The following is a 15,240-nucleotide window of genomic DNA, read 5'->3' as shown; positions in this document are numbered from 1 at the left end:
GCAAAAGCCGGTCCGTCTGGCCACGCGCCGTCACGCGCGCCTCTCCCGGTAGTGGCGCGCAAAATACCCCACCACCCCACTCTTGCGCCCCCACTGGCACCCCACCTGATTCTGTCGGTGCTGTGAGCGACGCCACACAACGCGAACAGCTCAAGCGCACGTTGAAGCAGTTTTTGCAGGTCAACAACGTCCGTTCGAGCCCGCCGGGTGTGGCGGCACCTGGTTGCCATTCAGACGGCCCGTGCCATGTCGCACACGAGCTTAACCAACACGACCGATGGAGAAATTATTATGCTGCCGCAAGAAAAACTGAACGACCCGAGCGCATCCTTCATGCAAACCATGATGAGCCTCTTTTTCACTGACGAGGTCACGCCGTACTCCGGTCGAAAAGAAGTCGAAGCGCTCCCGCCGATGGAGACTATGGTGCTCGGGTTGATGTGCCTGGAACGGACGTACAACAGCCAACATTTTAATAGTCATCTTCGCTTTACGTACCGCTCGTTCAACAAACGGGAATGCGACATCCTCACGGAAGTCGGCATCCTCGGACTGGTGAAACGGGGATACCTGCGCCCTGCTTCGAAACGAGCTGAACGGGCCATCAATGAACGGGACGACAGAGTCTGGAGCCTCGGGAACGTGCCGTTCGTCGTGACGGCAAAGGGTGCTCGCCGTATCGGCTACCTAGTGGCCAACCTCCGTGGCGGGCTCTACAAGGATGTCGTGAAGGAATTGCAGGCGGAGTCGCGAGCAGCCGCGAAAGGCTGGCGAGCTGATGTCCGCGCCTAAGCGGTCAATTTCAAACGACTCCACGGACCTTATCATGATGGCTTGGCACTACACGACCAGACAGAAATACGAGCTCGCCCGAGAAACCGGCATCCTCCTGCCCGCCGACATCGGCGTTCAGCCTCCGGAACAGCCGACTCTCTGGTTCTCGCCCCATCCTCGGTATGAACCCTCGGTCATGAAACCTCTGGCTGGCGCGAATGGCAGAATCATTCGCAGGCTCTCGCTCGATGAAATGCATGAGATGGCCGACGGTCTATATTGGTTCGGTCACACGAGTAGCCGGCTTAAACGCGGCGAGAGTTTGCGCAAAGCAGGAAAGATGTGGTCTATTTGGTGGCGGCGCCATGCGAAGAAGAGGGCTTCCAATCTCAAGGCGGACCCGGCCGACTGGTGGGAACATGTTGGCTCATTTTCTCTAAGCGAAGTCACCGTCGAAAAAATGGACACCGATAAGCGTTGGATTCCCGTCGGCGACCGGGGCTAGGAGCACCATGATGTTGGAATTCGAAACTCTGGAAGAATTCTCAGTCGCGGCGGAGGTCAGCGACGCCACGGTCACCGTGACGCTGCGTCGTATCCTTAACCACAAGCCGACCCGATTCAGTCCCGCGCCTTACTGCCTCGACTTGGCGGTCGGCAGCATCGTTCAGGGGCATTACGGCATTGACGAGTTTCGCGCCCGCGAAACTGCGACTCGGTTCTTGCTCAAGCACGCCAAGGGGATTGCGCCCCCGCTGCATTGAACCCGACTTGCATTTTAGCTTGAGCTACCGCAGTTGGTGACCATCGGCAGCGGATGCGATTGGAAGGCCCAGCGCGTCGCCAGGCGAATCGCGCAATCACCTAGCATCGATTCGCTGTGACGGGATAGCGTTGAGAATCCAGCACTCCTGATGGACGTAGAGCAACTCTAAATGCTTTTTGTAGAGAGTATGCGCAGCGTCCAAGTTCGCCTTCGTCGTCGGCGATGAGTTCTTCTCGTCTATATCCTTCGCATCCGACCACTTCTTTTGAAGGTCAAGCGTCTGCGGAAAGGCTTGAGCTTTTATTTGTTTATTCGTTGCGTTGGAGTACACGCCAGCGAATTTATATGAGTCTATTATTGTGACCCTGCCGTCGCCATCTACGTCAATGGGATTGGAAAACCACTTAAATGCAAACAGCAAGAAGAGGTTCGCAGGCCATTGCTGCGGCCCTGTCACAAGGTGCTCAGACGTGTAAGAACTTAGGCTTTCGTGAAGATTGGTCGCGCCGATGAAGACAACTTCCGGGTCGTTTTCGCCATTCTGGTTGGGCTTACTTCCCGCACCAATGTAGTTGAAAATGCCGGCGTAGCATTGCCCAAGATACACGACTGCCCGTTTCAAATTGGGCGACGACTTGATGCTATCTAACAATCTGTGCGGTGTAATCGGTGGCGCCGCGTCAAGCCCATCAGGACCGCCGTGCCCCGTCACAAACATGACCAAACTTTCGTGGGTATTTTTTTCTTGGTCGACGAAAAAATCCTTCGACTCTTTCACTACAAAAGCCGACGTTGTTCCGCTTTTAATAAAGTTTTCGATAGAGACTCTATCTGTCCCGTCTACGTAAAGCGCAATGTCATCAATCTTTACACCTGCGCGTTCCAAGCACATAAGTCCAAACGCGAGGTCCATCACGTGACGCGGTTCGGCATCCGCGCTCGCTGACAGAAAAAGCGCCCACTTGGTATTACCCCCGATTAGACTCATTATCTATCTAGTGTTTCGATGCGTCCGCTGATACGTTCAAAGGCGCATGTTGCTTAAAGAAGTCGGCTTGCGGACGTCCGAAAAATAGAAGAGCTCATCAATCTCAAGTTTTTCGGCACCATCGTCCACTTCGTGGAGCACCTTTCCGCTATCGCTCAGCTCGAACACGCTAGTAGCTGTTTTAAGGTAGAAAGCAACCCCTCGCCCATCTACCGATGCATCGGTTTTGAACAGGAGCCACTCTCCTAAATTGACGCATTCCTTTACGGAATCGTCTATTTCTGGAAGGCGGTCAGACTGAATATCATGCAGCTTCATTTTGCTCTCCGAGGCTGGGCGGACTGCGATTGTGCAAAACCTATTAATATATTCATTGAATAGATTTAAACTAATGCAACGCACGCAATCGGGCGCCATTGTGGCACAAAAGAAATGTAGTGCATTTTTTCACCGCCGTCAGTGGTAGTTACCACATAAAGAGCTTTGCAAATTTCGTTCCACTCTGCCGTCGCCGAGTGGCCGGCCGATAGCATGCAGCTCTCACCATACGAGTTAACGGCGGGTTTGCGCCAGTCTTGAGTATAGTGAAAACCGTGTCGGTCAAATCAAGAGGCCACGGAACTCCGTTTCCGTGGCCTCTTGCCATGCGGCCAAGCTACCGAATCTGCGCCTGCGTCAGTAGGGCGAAAAACTCACCGGCTCGGCCGCGAGCATAGCTCAATTTCGGTGGTCGAGCAGTTGCATCAAGTCTGCCGGGTGCTTCATCAGGTGATAGCTCCAGCAACCGTATCTGCTGTCGCGGTTGACAGCCTCGCACCACCGCTTGGCAGCCGCTTCTTTCACGAGAGCGTCGTCAATCACCTGCCCCTTGATTTCGACCACCAGCTTTTCACCGGACACCAGTTCGACGATAAAATCGGGCAAGTAGCTCCGTTTATTGCCGTCCTTCCGATACGGCACGACAAAGCCGAGATGGTCGTTTTTGACCCAAGCTCGGACCTTCTGGTGCGTATCTAGGCAATAGGCCGCGCTTTGCTCCCATTTCTTAGTATCCGCCACCATCGCGTTCAGGTGGCTGCGGGTCACTGGCCACAAGTCGCGGCCAGTCGCGAACTCAACGAAGCGTGTCGAACGCATACCCGCTGCGCCTGCCGGGATATTAGGCTGCTCTTGAGCCTGTCCGCTCTCATCGACGGCCTGCACGTTGTCAATGATGCAGCCGACCGCTTTGCTGAAATACGGGTTCAACGCTACGTCCTGAGGCGCGCGGTTTCCCTTACAAACGAGCTTGGTTGCCAGAAACTGCCGAGCGTAAGCGAGTAGCTGGGGGAAAAGGCGGTGCGTGGGAATACTATCGCCTTTCTCTTTCTGCCACTGTTGAACGAGTGTGCTTGCAAGGGTGAAGGCGACTTGCTGTACGCGAACGCGCGCGCGCCAAGCTTCCAACGTCACCAGTTCGGCTGCACCCGGACCATACGCGGCAAGGCGACCATCAGCCCCTGCTAGCCCCATCATGAGCGTTGTGTCCGGCACCTCAAGCGGGTCCAGCGTAAGCGTGGGAACCTTGGTCCAATCCAACGAAATTCGGGTGATGCCGGGGTCTATGTAGCCTTCAACCACGGGGAACGTGATTTCAAATTCCGCCTTGGCTGGGTCAGCGTATATCTGATTCGAAGGCGGCGTCGGCGGTGGTGCCCCGTCGCCTTCCACCTTGAATGGAATCAGCTCGAATGGGACGCCGAAGACCTTGGCAGTCTCCTCCCGGAAGAAACCCGTGGCCTCATCAATGGCGTATGACGTGCGGCGCAGCGCACGGCCCACGACTTGTTCGCAAAGCAACTGGGAGCCAAACGGTCGCAGGCCAACCACGTGGGTCACTGTGTTGCAGTCCCAGCCTTCCGACAACATCGCAACACTGATGATGCAACGCACGTCGCGTCCAGGCGGAATGCTGGCATCAATCGTCACCAACCCGCTGTCCTCGTCGTCCAAAGCCTTGCGGTTATGTTTCTCGACCAGTGCTTCGTATTCCTCGGGGATATGGCCACCAGGCCAGGCAGTCTTGCCGACGGTGTCCAGCACAAATCTCAAGCGCCGAGCTTCGTCACTACCGCTCGCACCAGAGGCAATGTCCTCCGCAATCTTGCTGTCCACGCGGATGGTATTTTCCTGGCCGGGTTTGTTGCGAAACTCAATCGGCGACTGGCCGTAGTCCGGCTTGCCATCGGCCAGCCATTCATACAGCTCCTTAGCCAGCGCGGTATCGCGACATACAACAATAAAGACAGGCGGCACATCGGTTTTGCGGAATCCATCTTTGAATTGCGCTTTCCATGTATGCAGTGTCTTGCGCCACTCGTCGGCAAGCTGCGTAATCGGCGTCGTGGCGTAGCGCATAACCATGTCCGGACTGAGCTTCGTCTTGCCACCGCCATCCTGCTCGATACGCTCTTGGACCCACCGCCACACATTGAAGTACGCGGGCGTTTCGCTACCAGTAATGTCTTGGGTTGGCAGTTGGGGAATTTTCACCAGCCCCGCTTCAATCCCTTCAAGCAGGCTGAAGTCGGACACTACCCACGGGAAGGGCTTGCCCACTTCATTGCCTGAACCTTGGATGTAGAAGGGAGTGGCAGACAGGTCTATGCAGAGACGTACGCCGTTCTTCGCCCCATTCAATGCCTTATTGATGCGGTCCAGACCTTCAATCCAGACCGTGGCCTCGCGTGCATCTGCATCGGCTGTTTCCTCGTCAAGCGAGTATTCATCATCAACCTCAGCCTTTCCGCGTCGGTAGGCATGGTGGGCCTCGTCATTCATCACCATGATGGCGGAACTGCGACCCTTGCGGTTGCCAAGCACCCGGCGCAGGAACGCTGTGTCGCTCTCATAGTATTTGGTCTCCTTAACCTCAAACGCACTCAGAACACCGTGGCGGTCCTTGACTTCGCCCACGATTTCGAAAGCGCCCGTCAGCGCCTGTTGGCGGATGTCAGCCTCAGTTAGTTGGTCTTTGCCACCCAGCTTGACCGAGCGCCGCTTCTCCATCGGCATGCCGCGTTTTACCACCTTTGCCGACGTTCCGTTTACATCGGAAAGCTCACGACGCTCCAGGTTGTGCCAGTTGGTGACAAATACCTCGCCCCGACGCAGGTCGGGCATGCGATGCAGCGGCACAAGCTCACGGGTGCGATACAGGCTGATTTCGTCCAGATTTGGGTCAAGTTCGTGTAACCGGTCGCGGACGGTGACGTTTGGACAGACGACGAGCACAGTATCCGAGTAATTCGGGTTGGTCGAATCTGCCACTTTGTTCAGAATCGACCACGCCGCTAACATGCCCATAACTGTGCTTTTACCTGACCCTGTGCACATCTTTACCGCGTATCGGACAAATGCCTTATATCCGGCGGCCTTTGCATCGTCGCCGGGCTCGTCAACGGGGATGCGAATGCCTTGCTTGAGGTCTTCCGGCCCCTCTACAAGAAGCAGTATCGTTTCGACCGCCTCAATCTGTGCGAAAAAAAGTCGCTGCTTGCGGTCATTAGAGCGCCACAGCGCTATCAACTCCCTGGTGACCTTCGTTGCCCCGCTGTATTCGCGAGCACGCCATTCCTTCAGTCGGTGACGTATAAGATTCGCGGCGTCCAGCAGGTACTCATTGCCTTTTGCGTCTTGGTCGAACAGTACGTTCTGTTTCTTGGCTTTCTTTCCGCGACCAGCGTGTTCCGGCACACGGAAGAAGTAGCTGGCGAGACGACGTCCTTCGCGCTTTTGTGGTTGCTTACCTTCCTCGATATGCCAATGGAACCTTGGTTCTTCGAACGGGGAATTGATGATGGGCGCTTCGACTGCGTTAATTTGTGACATTGCTCGCTCCCTTATGCAATGTTCTCAATAACGCGCATTAGCTCGTTACCTCGCTCATCAATGACCTTCACCGCGACGCGACGACGGTCGCCTAACACGAACGGTTCGCTCGTGGTACCTGCTAGATGCCCCCACACCGATTCATCGAAGCTGGCTTTCAGAGACTTTTGCAAATTGTCCCATGCGCCGGTCTTCGGGAAGAACACTTGGGTAGCATAGAAGGAACCCGAGGGGTCATAGTCGGTGTCGAGCATCCAGCAGGGCAGGTTTTCTCCCTCGACCGACTCCTGCTCCATGTTGGCCGGATTGAAGATTTCCAAGCCTCTCACTTCGACTTGGTAAAGGGTTTCGCCAGCGTTGTTCTTCTGTTGATGCTTGCTCAAAGTCACGTCCGGTAGCCCGGTAACGGAGAATATTTCTGATGCGCGGGTCGTCTTGAGCAGGTCGCTCATTGCAACATCAGGGGTCACGGCCACGTAGGCACACTGAATACGCAGTTTTGGGGCGCCATCCTTGTTGCGGTCTTCAATAAGTTCGCGCGCCTTGGCTTGAATGGCGAAGGCGAAAAAGTACAACTGGTCGTATCGGAGGAAGTGGGCCTCACGTGCTGCGTTGAAAACCATGTCAGCCGAGATGGCACCGGATTCAGGACCGAAGACGATGGCGATGCGCTTGCCTTCTGCGTCGGATGCTTCAGCATGCAAAATGTCGCCGTCACTGGTGCGCCGAATTTGCTCCAGCACCAGCTCCCGGTTTCCAGGTAGATGTAGCGTCTTGGACTGCCTCAGAACTTGGGTCATGCGCTCGATGTGGGTCGCTGCATCACCTCCGTGAGTTGGTGTTTTTTCGTTCCCAGATGGCGCTGCCTGAACATCACCGGCAGCAGAATCACCGGCGAATGCGCCCAAAGACTGTGCTGCTGCAATGGTGGCTTCAACAACAAACGGTCCGGCGACTCGGACCACATCCTTGTGCTCTTCTGGTCTATCGACGAGGACCTCAGTCGCTGGCTGCTCGTCGTTTGCTAAGCAACGCAACGTGATGTGCGGCACGAGACCGCCCACCTCTTCTCCCTTGCGGTTCTGCTTCCGCTTGTAGACGAATCCACCAGCAGGCCCTAGCTTCTGGTCCTTTAGTTCGTAGTACGGAAAGGTTGCCGTCAGCAGTCGCTGGCGCGCTAACGCCAATGGAACGCGAGACGTATCAACGGTAATCCAGCGACGGCCCCATTGCTCTGAAACGTACGCGGTAGTGCCCGAGCCGCATGTCGGGTCGAATACAAGGTCGCCGGGGTCCGTGGTCATTAGCATGCAGCGTTGGACGATTTTTGTATTCGTCTGAACCACGTAGCTTTTTTGCATCCCCACGCCGGACGCTCCGTCCGGCCAGAAATTGTTCAAAGGCTGAAATCCGAAGTCGTCTGCAAATCGGACATAGTTCACCGTATTTCCATTTTTCGTTAGTCGATTTTGCTCGATAAGACGTTGTGCGCCTGCTGCATTAGTGGACCAACTACGCCCCGCAGTCGGCTTGTAGGTCGCACCGTTTAGCGGTAGGTCATAGACGCAACTTTCGGTGCGGCCTGCTGCGAGAAAAATTTGGTGGCGAAACAAGCGCCACCCTGAACCGATAACTCCGGAGCCCGCTTCCTCAGCCGTGAGCCGCCGCTTCTCACCTTTGTCGTTCATAACCCAAACATAGTTTGGGTCTTCGCTGAAATCTTGTCGTTGATAAAGAGGCCGCTCCTTTAGGCGGCTAATATCCCGTGCATACCAGAGGAGATAATCGGCTACAGAAGCCAAACCCTCGGTACCAAGTCCAGCAGTCTTTTTGAACGTTATAACCGCTCGAAAGTTTGAAGCACCGAAGACTTCGTCTAACACCTCTCTGACGTGATGAAGATTTTCGTCGGATATTTGAACGAAGATGGAGCCAGACTCGTGCAGCAGCTCTCGAAATACGAATAGCCGGTCGCGAATGTAAGTTAAGTACGAGTGCAACCCCAGCTCCCACGTATCGCGATAAGCCTTAACCATCTCCGGCTCGCGAGTCATTTCATTATCTTTACCGTGCCCGACCTTATTGTTTCGAACAAACGGTTGAAAGTTGGACCCGAACCGAACCCCGTAGGGGGGGTCAAAATAAACCATCTGAACTTGACCGCCAATGCCTTCAAACTCCAACAAAGAGTTGGCGACCTGGAGGCTGTCCCCTAAAATCATTCTGTTCTGCCAGGGCCCCTTGTGCTCATAGGCGTCCAACCGGTCGGTTACGTCCAGTTGCGGGTCGCCGAATAGGTCAAGGTTGGTACCTTTGGCCTTGCGGCTTTCGATGCCGTCCAGAATTGCTTTGGTCGAATGCCGTTCATGCACGAAAAGCGGCGTGGTCGGCACGCTAAGCTGGTGCCTTTCTGCTTTACCAGCCCAGTTTAGGAAGGGACGTGAGAGGGTTTGTAGTAGGTCCGCAGCCGCCTTGAGTGACTGCACTTGGACGCCACCTCCCTTCCAGATTTGCGGCGACTGAAAGACCGCCGCTTCACTTTCCTGTGCGCAGCGGGAAACTAGACCAATCAGCCACTCGCCGAGTTCGCGTCCCCTGTTCTCATCCCACGACAGGGTCGGGTCAAGGCTTGAATCGAATCTGTAGACGCGGTTTGGCTTTTTGCTGCTGAATTGGTCCTGAACACCCACGTCCGGGCGCTGCACCGCTTCTTGTTTATGTTCGTATTGGGCTGACGTGTCGCTCACCGTGGCTCCTTTATCCCGTTGCTGGTCATCTGACTAACCTCGGATGATAACGCCTCGGCTTGGAGCGGTCATTGATTCGCCGAGGCGATGTGCAGCGGTGTGGCTAGACAGGACTAAAAGCCGTTGCCTGTCCAGTCAAAATCTGCGGATAACCACGGGTTATGGCGCGCGTGAATGTCGGTGCCATAAGGGCTGCCGCCGACATCGACGCCGCCGTAACCGCCACCGGTCATCGGCAGGCCGGTGGTGGGGTTAATCGGGGTATGTGACATGGTCGCTCTCCTATATTGAGCAGTGGTTGAATGCCCCGCGAAACCAACGGGGCGGAAAAAATCAGTCGTCGCTCGGAAGCATGAAAGTCACGACCGGCTCGGCGTTATCTCCCGGTCCAATGACCATCACGAGCGTTATCGGTGTGCGACGGACCTCATCCCGACCGCGCGGCACGCGATGATGCTGAAAGGGCATGCGGTTGCCCGTGTGATGGCGAGCCAAGGTGGCGGCGGCCCACAGCAGCTCATTCAGGCGCTCATGTTCGTCCTGGCGGATTTGTCGAGCGCTGTCCTCGGCTGACCATGCAACCACCTCCGCCCAGGCCGCTGCGGTGATTCCGACCGGGACTTTGAAGCCCGCTTCGTTTGCGTCTGCCGTGACATCAATCAACACGCCATCCGCGATTGCCTGCGCGCGTGTGTACACCGAAATGACTTCGCCGAAGATGTCTTGTAGGCCGTCTCGTTTTTCCAAAATGCTTTCTCCAAAGCTGACCGGGTTCCAAGATTCCGAGCCCCCTCACTTTCCCGGATGCGGCGTGGGGGTGGTGCTGCCGTTTTGCTACCGTTCTTCCTGAGTTCGTCGCCCTGGCGTGCCGCGACACCGGGCGAGAAGGCTGCATGGCAAGGGCACGCCCGCAAGCCGCAGCTCCGCAGGGGACCGGGTGAGGACGTGCGCGGAGCGCCGCAGGCTCTTGCCATGCGGACCGCCCGGTGTACGGTCGCCAGTGGGTGGCGGCGAAATCAGGAAGGACCGTGCAAGCACCAACTTCACGACGCAGACGCTGTCGCGGCCACAGGCCGCGACCTATGCGCGCTTGCCGCGCGTGGCCTGCAAGCCAGAGGCGCGCAGTCGGAGCGCGAAAGCGCGCAGACGGAGAGGAGCCGCGACAGCCCGAAGGGTTGGCGGGGGACAAGGGCGTCCAGCCCGCTGTCCGCGCAGCCGCGGTCGCGCCCACGCGAGCCGGATGTGCGCTTGGGGGGAGCCGTCGCTCGCTCGTGTCCCCAGACACGAGAGGTCGGCCTACCGACCGGCAGAGCGATGGGGGGCAGCAATGCCCCGCGCCCCGAGCAGCGCGCGGGCAAGTTGGTCAGTCAAGCGCCGCGCCGACCAAGGCGGAGCCGATGCCTGGAACGCGTCCAGCGGGCCAGAGTGAGCAGCTTGCCCGCGCGCAGAGCGGGGCGCCTGCTTTTAAGACATGAGCCACGTCCAGTGGCGAAAATGCCCGGCAAAACGTCCAGTTTTGCGCAGAGGGCATGGTGGCTCGCCGCGTTAGCGGCTACGCCTTCCGTGTTCGTCCTCCGCCGTCCAGGAGGGCGAACACGTGATGCTGCGTCTTTCGCGCTATACGAAATATCGACACGTTTTTGGAGATACTTCGTGAAGGCGCGTGACGGACGCATCATCGCCAGAGAGCGAGAGGACCGACTACTAAAGTCGCTCGCCAGATTTGGGTTTTTGAGGACCAGGGATTGCGCCGCTTTGCGCCCGGTCTGGTCCAGCGGCGCGACCGGCGAGCCAAGGCTGGAAGCGCCGGTCGCCACGGCGTCCGACCTACGCATGGCACAACGCACGCTGCGGCGGCTCGCCGATGCGCGGCAGGTACTGCGCGGGCAGGGACCGGACGGCAGCGTTGTTTACGCGCTTTCAGAAGCGGGCGCGCGTCGGTTGCAACACGCGGGGATTACGGCATCAACGGGAAAGGACCTGGTGCGAGCGTTTAGCTCAGCGTACTTTCGGCATCGCACGATTGCAAATATGGTGGCCATTCGAGCGCTTTTGGCTGGCTACAAGGTAACTACCGAGAGGGAACTCTCGCAAGGCAAAGGCCTTGGAGTCGAGGGCATTGCGGGCAAAAAGCCTGACGTTCTGCTGCGCGGCGATGATGGCAAGGTATGGCTCGTTGAAATCGAGAGAAGCCGGAAGAACGCGAAAGAATATGCCAGGCTGCTGAAATGGCTCGACGCTGTTGCAGCCGACGCCGCGAGTACCTCGGGCTCAAAGCTGCTGGGCAATGGCATGAAATGGGGCAAAGTCATCTTCGTCTGCACGCGTGCATTTCGTGCGAAGCTCACGCGTGACCTGGTCGCGGCGGGTTGGAAAAAGAGTGCGCTTGATGCGTTCATCACGTTCTCGACCGAGCTATACCGATTTGAGGACATCGTGTTTTCGTGACGAGGGGCCAGCGAACCTGGTCCACGCGTCAATCAGGCCATGAACGGTGATGTACCTGCGGAGCAGACCGTACCGCTTGTACTCGTGAACTCCTTGACCACGGCTTCTTAACTGGAAGCGGTAGTCGTGCGGAATGCAGGATGCTGAAAGCATCGCGGTCGCCGCATGAAAAAGAGGATTGGGCAATGCCCCTGCCGAAGGCATTCGGTGGGGGCATTGTTTTTTTGCGCGCCAGCTTCGGCTGAAACCCGGTCAGGCTGGTCATCTCGGTCAGGATAGCTTTCGCCTGGTCGTCGCTCTGAAACCTTGGCTTACCCGGGCCTAGTCTGCGTCATCACGCGCGTCCGCAACCAGAGGCCACACGCCACCGGTGGGGCGTGTGACCAGCCCGCTGATTGGCTGGCGCGGTAAGAAGAATCGGTGAGCCTCACGGGCTGCGCCCGTGGTTGCGCGCTCAGGATGCGGCAACGCTATAGCTTGCCGTCGCTCACTGCTCTTCCTGGCTGCCACCGCCCGCGCGAAGCGGGCGAAAGAAATCGCTGTCGTGAACGTGGCTATGCGTTGCGCTAGGATGGAAAGGCGGGCAGCCAGGAAGCAGCGCTGATGGCGTGGAGCCGTCCACCGCCTTCCTGGTCAGCCGGCCTTTTACAACGCTTCACGTGGCCTCTCGTTGCGCACACCGCGTTTAGGTACGTACATACACATCTATATATAGATGTGTATGTACGTACCTAGATGTACGCCGGGTACGTGCTCGGCTTTGGTACCTGCACGTACCTTCGCGTACATGTTTCACGTCGCACTATCCGTGACAGACAAAACATCATCAACCTCGCGAAGATGCCCTGCTGCCACCAGACCCTTTAGGTCGCGATACACTGACGACTCAGCACCGCCACATTTGATGACGTGAGCGACGACATCGGCTTTCTGCACTCCGACTTTCTGCTCACGCAGGAACGCCATGACCCTGTCCTTAATTGTGCCGGGCTTAGGGCCGCTGCCGCGTTTCGAGCTGCTGGGACGCTCGGACACATCGGCAGGAACAACAACGCAGCTTGTTGCCGCTGCGCCCCACTTCGTCGTCCCGGCCTCGACCACCTCCAGCGTAAAGCCGATAAGCTCCCCTTTTGAGCCGAGGTCGCGATTCTTCGTCACTTTGGCGCATCGCCACGAAGCCTGCTCAGTCACCTCGATTTCTGTATCGACAGCAGCGCGCATGCCAGTCCATCCGCGCGCACCAGCGGCAGCATTTCTGCCGCTGTGGTGAATGAGCATGAAATGCGCTTTGCTGCACGCGCTGCGGATTTCGTCGATGCGCGCGATGACTCGCCCCATATCCTGGCCCATATTCTCGTTCGCGCCTGCGCTCAGACGTGCGAGCGTATCTCCCACAATCAGCCGCACCGGCTGCCCGTGTTCAGCCTCCAGCGCCTGGACTTCTGCGATGATGGCCTCCGTATCGACATTGTCTGCAAACAGGTTTATCGCTTTCTGTGCGATGAAGAAGTTGGGCACGCGAACGCCGTGATGCTTCTGATATGCCTGAAGGCGACAACGCACGGATTCCGGGGACTCGGCAGCCAGATAAAGCACCAGCCCCTGTTCGACACGTCGCCCCATCCAGTCGCATCCCCTGGCGATAGAGGCAGCAAGGTCGATGGCAAAGAACGTTTTGCCGCAGTGCGAGTCCCCATACAGCATGCTGCTTCCGCCGGTAGTGAGTAATCCCTGCACCAGTTCATCTGGGGCGGCATAGGTGGTGGGCAAGTCTGCCGCAGACACGACGTTAAGCGAGCGTCTTACAGCTTTCGTCACGGGTGCAAGTTCCGGCTTGGTAGTGCGTGCGGCCTGCTCCTTCACGTTGGTTTTCGCGCTCATGCTGCCACCCCACCCAGCAGAGCCTGAAAATCGGCAACGCGCCACGCAAGACGACCGTTGATGCGGACCGGACGAATGGGGCCGTTTTCCAGACAGGTCCAATTGCGCAGAGTCTGCGGGCGGCGATTCAGTGCAGCGGCGGCGACGTCGGTCGGGATGACAGCCTGGATGGCGTCGCGGTTGAAGCTAAACGAATTACGGTTGGTAGTATTCATGTCAACGACTGCATCTTGCCGTGCGCAGCGGGGCTCGAACGAACGTTGATAACGCGCCGAAATCGCTTCAACGTGCATCCGAGCATTCCGCCGTGTGCGGCTTTGTTCTTCGGCGTTGACGAACTATCGGGTGGGGTGATGGAGGGGTAGCAAGACTGGGGTGGTGGGGTATTTGCACGCCACCACCAGGGGGACCATGCTCGTTGTCGCGCCGCGTGACCGTCATGACCAGACTGACCGGGGTTTCGGGAGAACTTCTACGGGAGCGCTGCCGTCGCGACGGGAAGCGCATAGGCGAGCGGGTCAAATACCTCCCCCGCCCCCATCAGAAGTTGGCGCCGCGCCGACGTAGTCTCCGAACTGGACAGCGAGATTCTCGTGTATCACGCCTCCCCACCGCTTCCAGCTGAAAAACTCGCTGGGATGCCGGATAAAGAGCAGCTTGATTTGTGAGTCGCCCGTGTCAATCAGACCTCGCCGCGCACTACAGCGTCCGACCTTCTCCCCTTTCTCAATCCGGCACGAGACATTTTTGCTCAGGGCAACCTCTCGTAGCGCGGACGCCGAGCCAACTCCGTAGACCAAGAGTTGCTGGACAGAAAGCAAGCCGCAGAGGTCGAGGACCTCCGCCCACCCTTTGAGGAACTGGCCTTGCGAAGGACGGTGTTCGATGTCGCGAAGTGGTTCGAGCACGAGATTGTGGTAAGCAACCGAAGTCCAAAGGCTGCGCTTCTGCTCGTCCTTTGGATTGGATGCCAAAAAAATAGCACGCTCGATGTTGCGCACGTAAGGCGAATTACGCTTGAATCTTAGGGCATGACGCTCGTGCGTTTCCCGAAGGCCGGTTGTGCGCGCATAGCGCTCCTGGAAATTTTTATCGCTCCATTCATAGATGCTTTCACCTAAAACCATCGTCTTTGTGGTCGATGCCGCATATTGACTGCCCACCCACGGCCACCAAGGCAGCGACTTTCTGGCTTCAAAAATGTGGTCGTACGAGAGGTCGAGGAAGCTCACGTTGGGCAGCTTTAGCAGTTGTTGCACTTGGCGAGGCGTTCGATAGCAAGCACGCCAGCACGCATTTTAGAGACGGCAGAGGAATTGGCCGAGTGCACAGTGATTTTCGGCGGGCAGAACCCGCGTAGTGCAACGGCCTCCTCTATCCACAGAATGACGTCGTATCCGGTTCCGCGCGTGTCGTCGCCGAGGTCATGGTCCAGGCTGATTTCCTCGACTGTCCCGCTCGCCAGCAATTGAATGGCCTCGTCGGGCCAGTAGACCCGCTCCCAGCCGTCGGGAGTTGCCCGCTCATCATCAAGGAACACCTTCATTCCAGCCTCTTCATCTTTAGCTGAGCAGCTACCTATTTTCGTGGCGCGCTCAGAGAGTTTTAGGCACATGAATTCACGCGTTGTCCGTCGCGCCGGATGTCTCCGAATCGTAGCAGAGCGTCAGCCGGTACCGCCGCTCAAAGGTAAGCGACTCGGCTGGGCCAGTTCCTGATTCGCGCGCGCGTGGGGCATGATGGTGCTGTCGCAGTGGAATTCTTAT

The 15,240-nt window shown here is 57.4% G+C and carries 14 protein-coding genes; 4 read left to right on the top strand and 10 right to left on the bottom strand.

Annotated elements, in window-relative coordinates:
- The first annotated feature begins 246 nt into the window (after positions 1-246).
- The 3 genes from NCR38_RS01055 to NCR38_RS01045 are packed head-to-tail and all read left to right on the top strand — an operon-like array spanning position 247 to position 1,538.
- Positions 247-792: a hypothetical protein gene (locus NCR38_RS01055; RefSeq protein ID WP_250476219.1), complete on the top strand. Its 546-nt coding sequence runs from the start codon at positions 247-249 to the stop codon at positions 790-792.
- Between the two features lie 34 nt (positions 793-826).
- Entirely contained in the window at positions 827-1,279 is a 453-nt protein-coding gene (locus NCR38_RS01050; RefSeq protein WP_250476218.1) for a hypothetical protein, read from the top strand.
- Between the two features lie 7 nt (positions 1,280-1,286).
- Positions 1,287-1,538, top strand: coding sequence for a hypothetical protein (locus NCR38_RS01045; protein ID WP_250476217.1), 252 nt, complete (start codon positions 1,287-1,289; stop codon positions 1,536-1,538).
- Between the two features lie 96 nt (positions 1,539-1,634).
- On the opposite strand, the gene NCR38_RS01040 is transcribed toward NCR38_RS01045, so the two are convergent.
- From NCR38_RS01040 to NCR38_RS01015, 6 genes are all read right to left on the bottom strand, one after another.
- The gene (locus tag NCR38_RS01040; RefSeq protein ID WP_250476216.1) at positions 1,635-2,453 is read right to left on the bottom strand and encodes a hypothetical protein; all 819 of its coding nucleotides are present in this window, start codon (positions 2,451-2,453) and stop codon (positions 1,635-1,637) included.
- 111 nt (positions 2,454-2,564) lie between these two features.
- Positions 2,565-2,846: a hypothetical protein gene (locus tag NCR38_RS01035; RefSeq protein WP_250476215.1), complete on the bottom strand. Its 282-nt coding sequence runs from the start codon at positions 2,844-2,846 to the stop codon at positions 2,565-2,567.
- A gap of 399 nt (positions 2,847-3,245) precedes the next feature.
- Complete coding sequence (locus tag NCR38_RS01030; RefSeq protein WP_250476214.1) at positions 3,246-6,398, bottom strand: BPTD_3080 family restriction endonuclease; 3,153 nt, start codon at positions 6,396-6,398, stop codon at positions 3,246-3,248.
- An 11-nt stretch (positions 6,399-6,409) separates the two neighbouring features.
- On the bottom strand, positions 6,410-8,548 hold the full coding sequence (locus tag NCR38_RS01025) for a site-specific DNA-methyltransferase (RefSeq protein ID WP_284503643.1): 2,139 nt from the start codon (positions 8,546-8,548) through the stop codon (positions 6,410-6,412).
- 710 nt (positions 8,549-9,258) lie between these two features.
- Positions 9,259-9,417: a peptidase gene (locus tag NCR38_RS01020; protein WP_250476212.1), complete on the bottom strand. Its 159-nt coding sequence runs from the start codon at positions 9,415-9,417 to the stop codon at positions 9,259-9,261.
- A 61-nt stretch (positions 9,418-9,478) separates the two neighbouring features.
- A complete protein-coding gene (locus NCR38_RS01015) occupies positions 9,479-9,892 on the bottom strand; it encodes a DUF6573 family protein (RefSeq protein ID WP_250476211.1) in 414 nt (137 codons plus the stop codon).
- Positions 9,893-10,798: 906 nt separating this feature from the next.
- Here NCR38_RS01015 and NCR38_RS01010 point away from each other — a divergent pair.
- On the top strand, positions 10,799-11,593 hold the full coding sequence (locus NCR38_RS01010) for a hypothetical protein (RefSeq protein WP_250476210.1): 795 nt from the start codon (positions 10,799-10,801) through the stop codon (positions 11,591-11,593).
- A 792-nt stretch (positions 11,594-12,385) separates the two neighbouring features.
- Here NCR38_RS01010 and NCR38_RS01005 read toward each other — a convergent pair.
- The 4 genes from NCR38_RS01005 to NCR38_RS00990 all read right to left on the bottom strand — a co-directional run bounded on the left by NCR38_RS01005 (position 12,386) and on the right by NCR38_RS00990 (position 15,020).
- The gene (locus NCR38_RS01005) at positions 12,386-13,474 is read right to left on the bottom strand and encodes a helicase RepA family protein (protein WP_250476209.1); all 1,089 of its coding nucleotides are present in this window, start codon (positions 13,472-13,474) and stop codon (positions 12,386-12,388) included.
- Positions 13,471-13,689, bottom strand: coding sequence for a DNA-binding protein (locus NCR38_RS01000; protein WP_250476208.1), 219 nt, complete (start codon positions 13,687-13,689; stop codon positions 13,471-13,473). Before NCR38_RS01000 ends, NCR38_RS01005 begins: the two co-directional genes overlap by 4 nt.
- Positions 13,690-13,992: 303 nt before the next feature.
- Complete coding sequence (locus tag NCR38_RS00995; protein ID WP_250476207.1) at positions 13,993-14,706, bottom strand: hypothetical protein; 714 nt, start codon at positions 14,704-14,706, stop codon at positions 13,993-13,995.
- 11 nt (positions 14,707-14,717) lie between these two features.
- Positions 14,718-15,020, bottom strand: coding sequence for a cyclic-phosphate processing receiver domain-containing protein (locus NCR38_RS00990; RefSeq protein ID WP_250476206.1), 303 nt, complete (start codon positions 15,018-15,020; stop codon positions 14,718-14,720).
- Positions 15,021-15,240: the final 220 nt, after the last annotated feature.

The organism is Caballeronia sp. INML1, from assembly GCF_023631085.1.
Classification (GTDB): domain Bacteria; phylum Pseudomonadota; class Gammaproteobacteria; order Burkholderiales; family Burkholderiaceae; genus Caballeronia; species Caballeronia turbans.
The sequence above is the reverse complement of the archived record's forward strand: the minus strand, read 5'-3'. Positions and strand labels throughout refer to the sequence as shown.

Coding starts and splice junctions, on each gene's coding strand:
- NCR38_RS01050 (WP_250476218.1), top strand. CDS start 827: ATGATGGCTTGGCACTACACGACCAGACAGAAATACGAGCTCGCCCGA.
- NCR38_RS01045 (WP_250476217.1), top strand. CDS start 1,287: ATGATGTTGGAATTCGAAACTCTGGAAGAATTCTCAGTCGCGGCGGAG.
- NCR38_RS01030 (WP_250476214.1), bottom strand. CDS start 6,398: ATGTCACAAATTAACGCAGTCGAAGCGCCCATCATCAATTCCCCGTTC.
- NCR38_RS01000 (WP_250476208.1), bottom strand. CDS start 13,689: ATGAATACTACCAACCGTAATTCGTTTAGCTTCAACCGCGACGCCATC.
- NCR38_RS01020 (WP_250476212.1), bottom strand. CDS start 9,417: ATGTCACATACCCCGATTAACCCCACCACCGGCCTGCCGATGACCGGT.
- NCR38_RS01005 (WP_250476209.1), bottom strand. CDS start 13,474: ATGAGCGCGAAAACCAACGTGAAGGAGCAGGCCGCACGCACTACCAAG.
- NCR38_RS01035 (WP_250476215.1), bottom strand. CDS start 2,846: ATGAAGCTGCATGATATTCAGTCTGACCGCCTTCCAGAAATAGACGAT.
- NCR38_RS01025 (WP_284503643.1), bottom strand. CDS start 8,548: ATGGTTTATTTTGACCCCCCCTACGGGGTTCGGTTCGGGTCCAACTTT.
- NCR38_RS01040 (WP_250476216.1), bottom strand. CDS start 2,453: ATGGACCTCGCGTTTGGACTTATGTGCTTGGAACGCGCAGGTGTAAAG.
- NCR38_RS00990 (WP_250476206.1), bottom strand. CDS start 15,020: ATGAAGGTGTTCCTTGATGATGAGCGGGCAACTCCCGACGGCTGGGAG.
- NCR38_RS01055 (WP_250476219.1), top strand. CDS start 247: ATGTCGCACACGAGCTTAACCAACACGACCGATGGAGAAATTATTATG.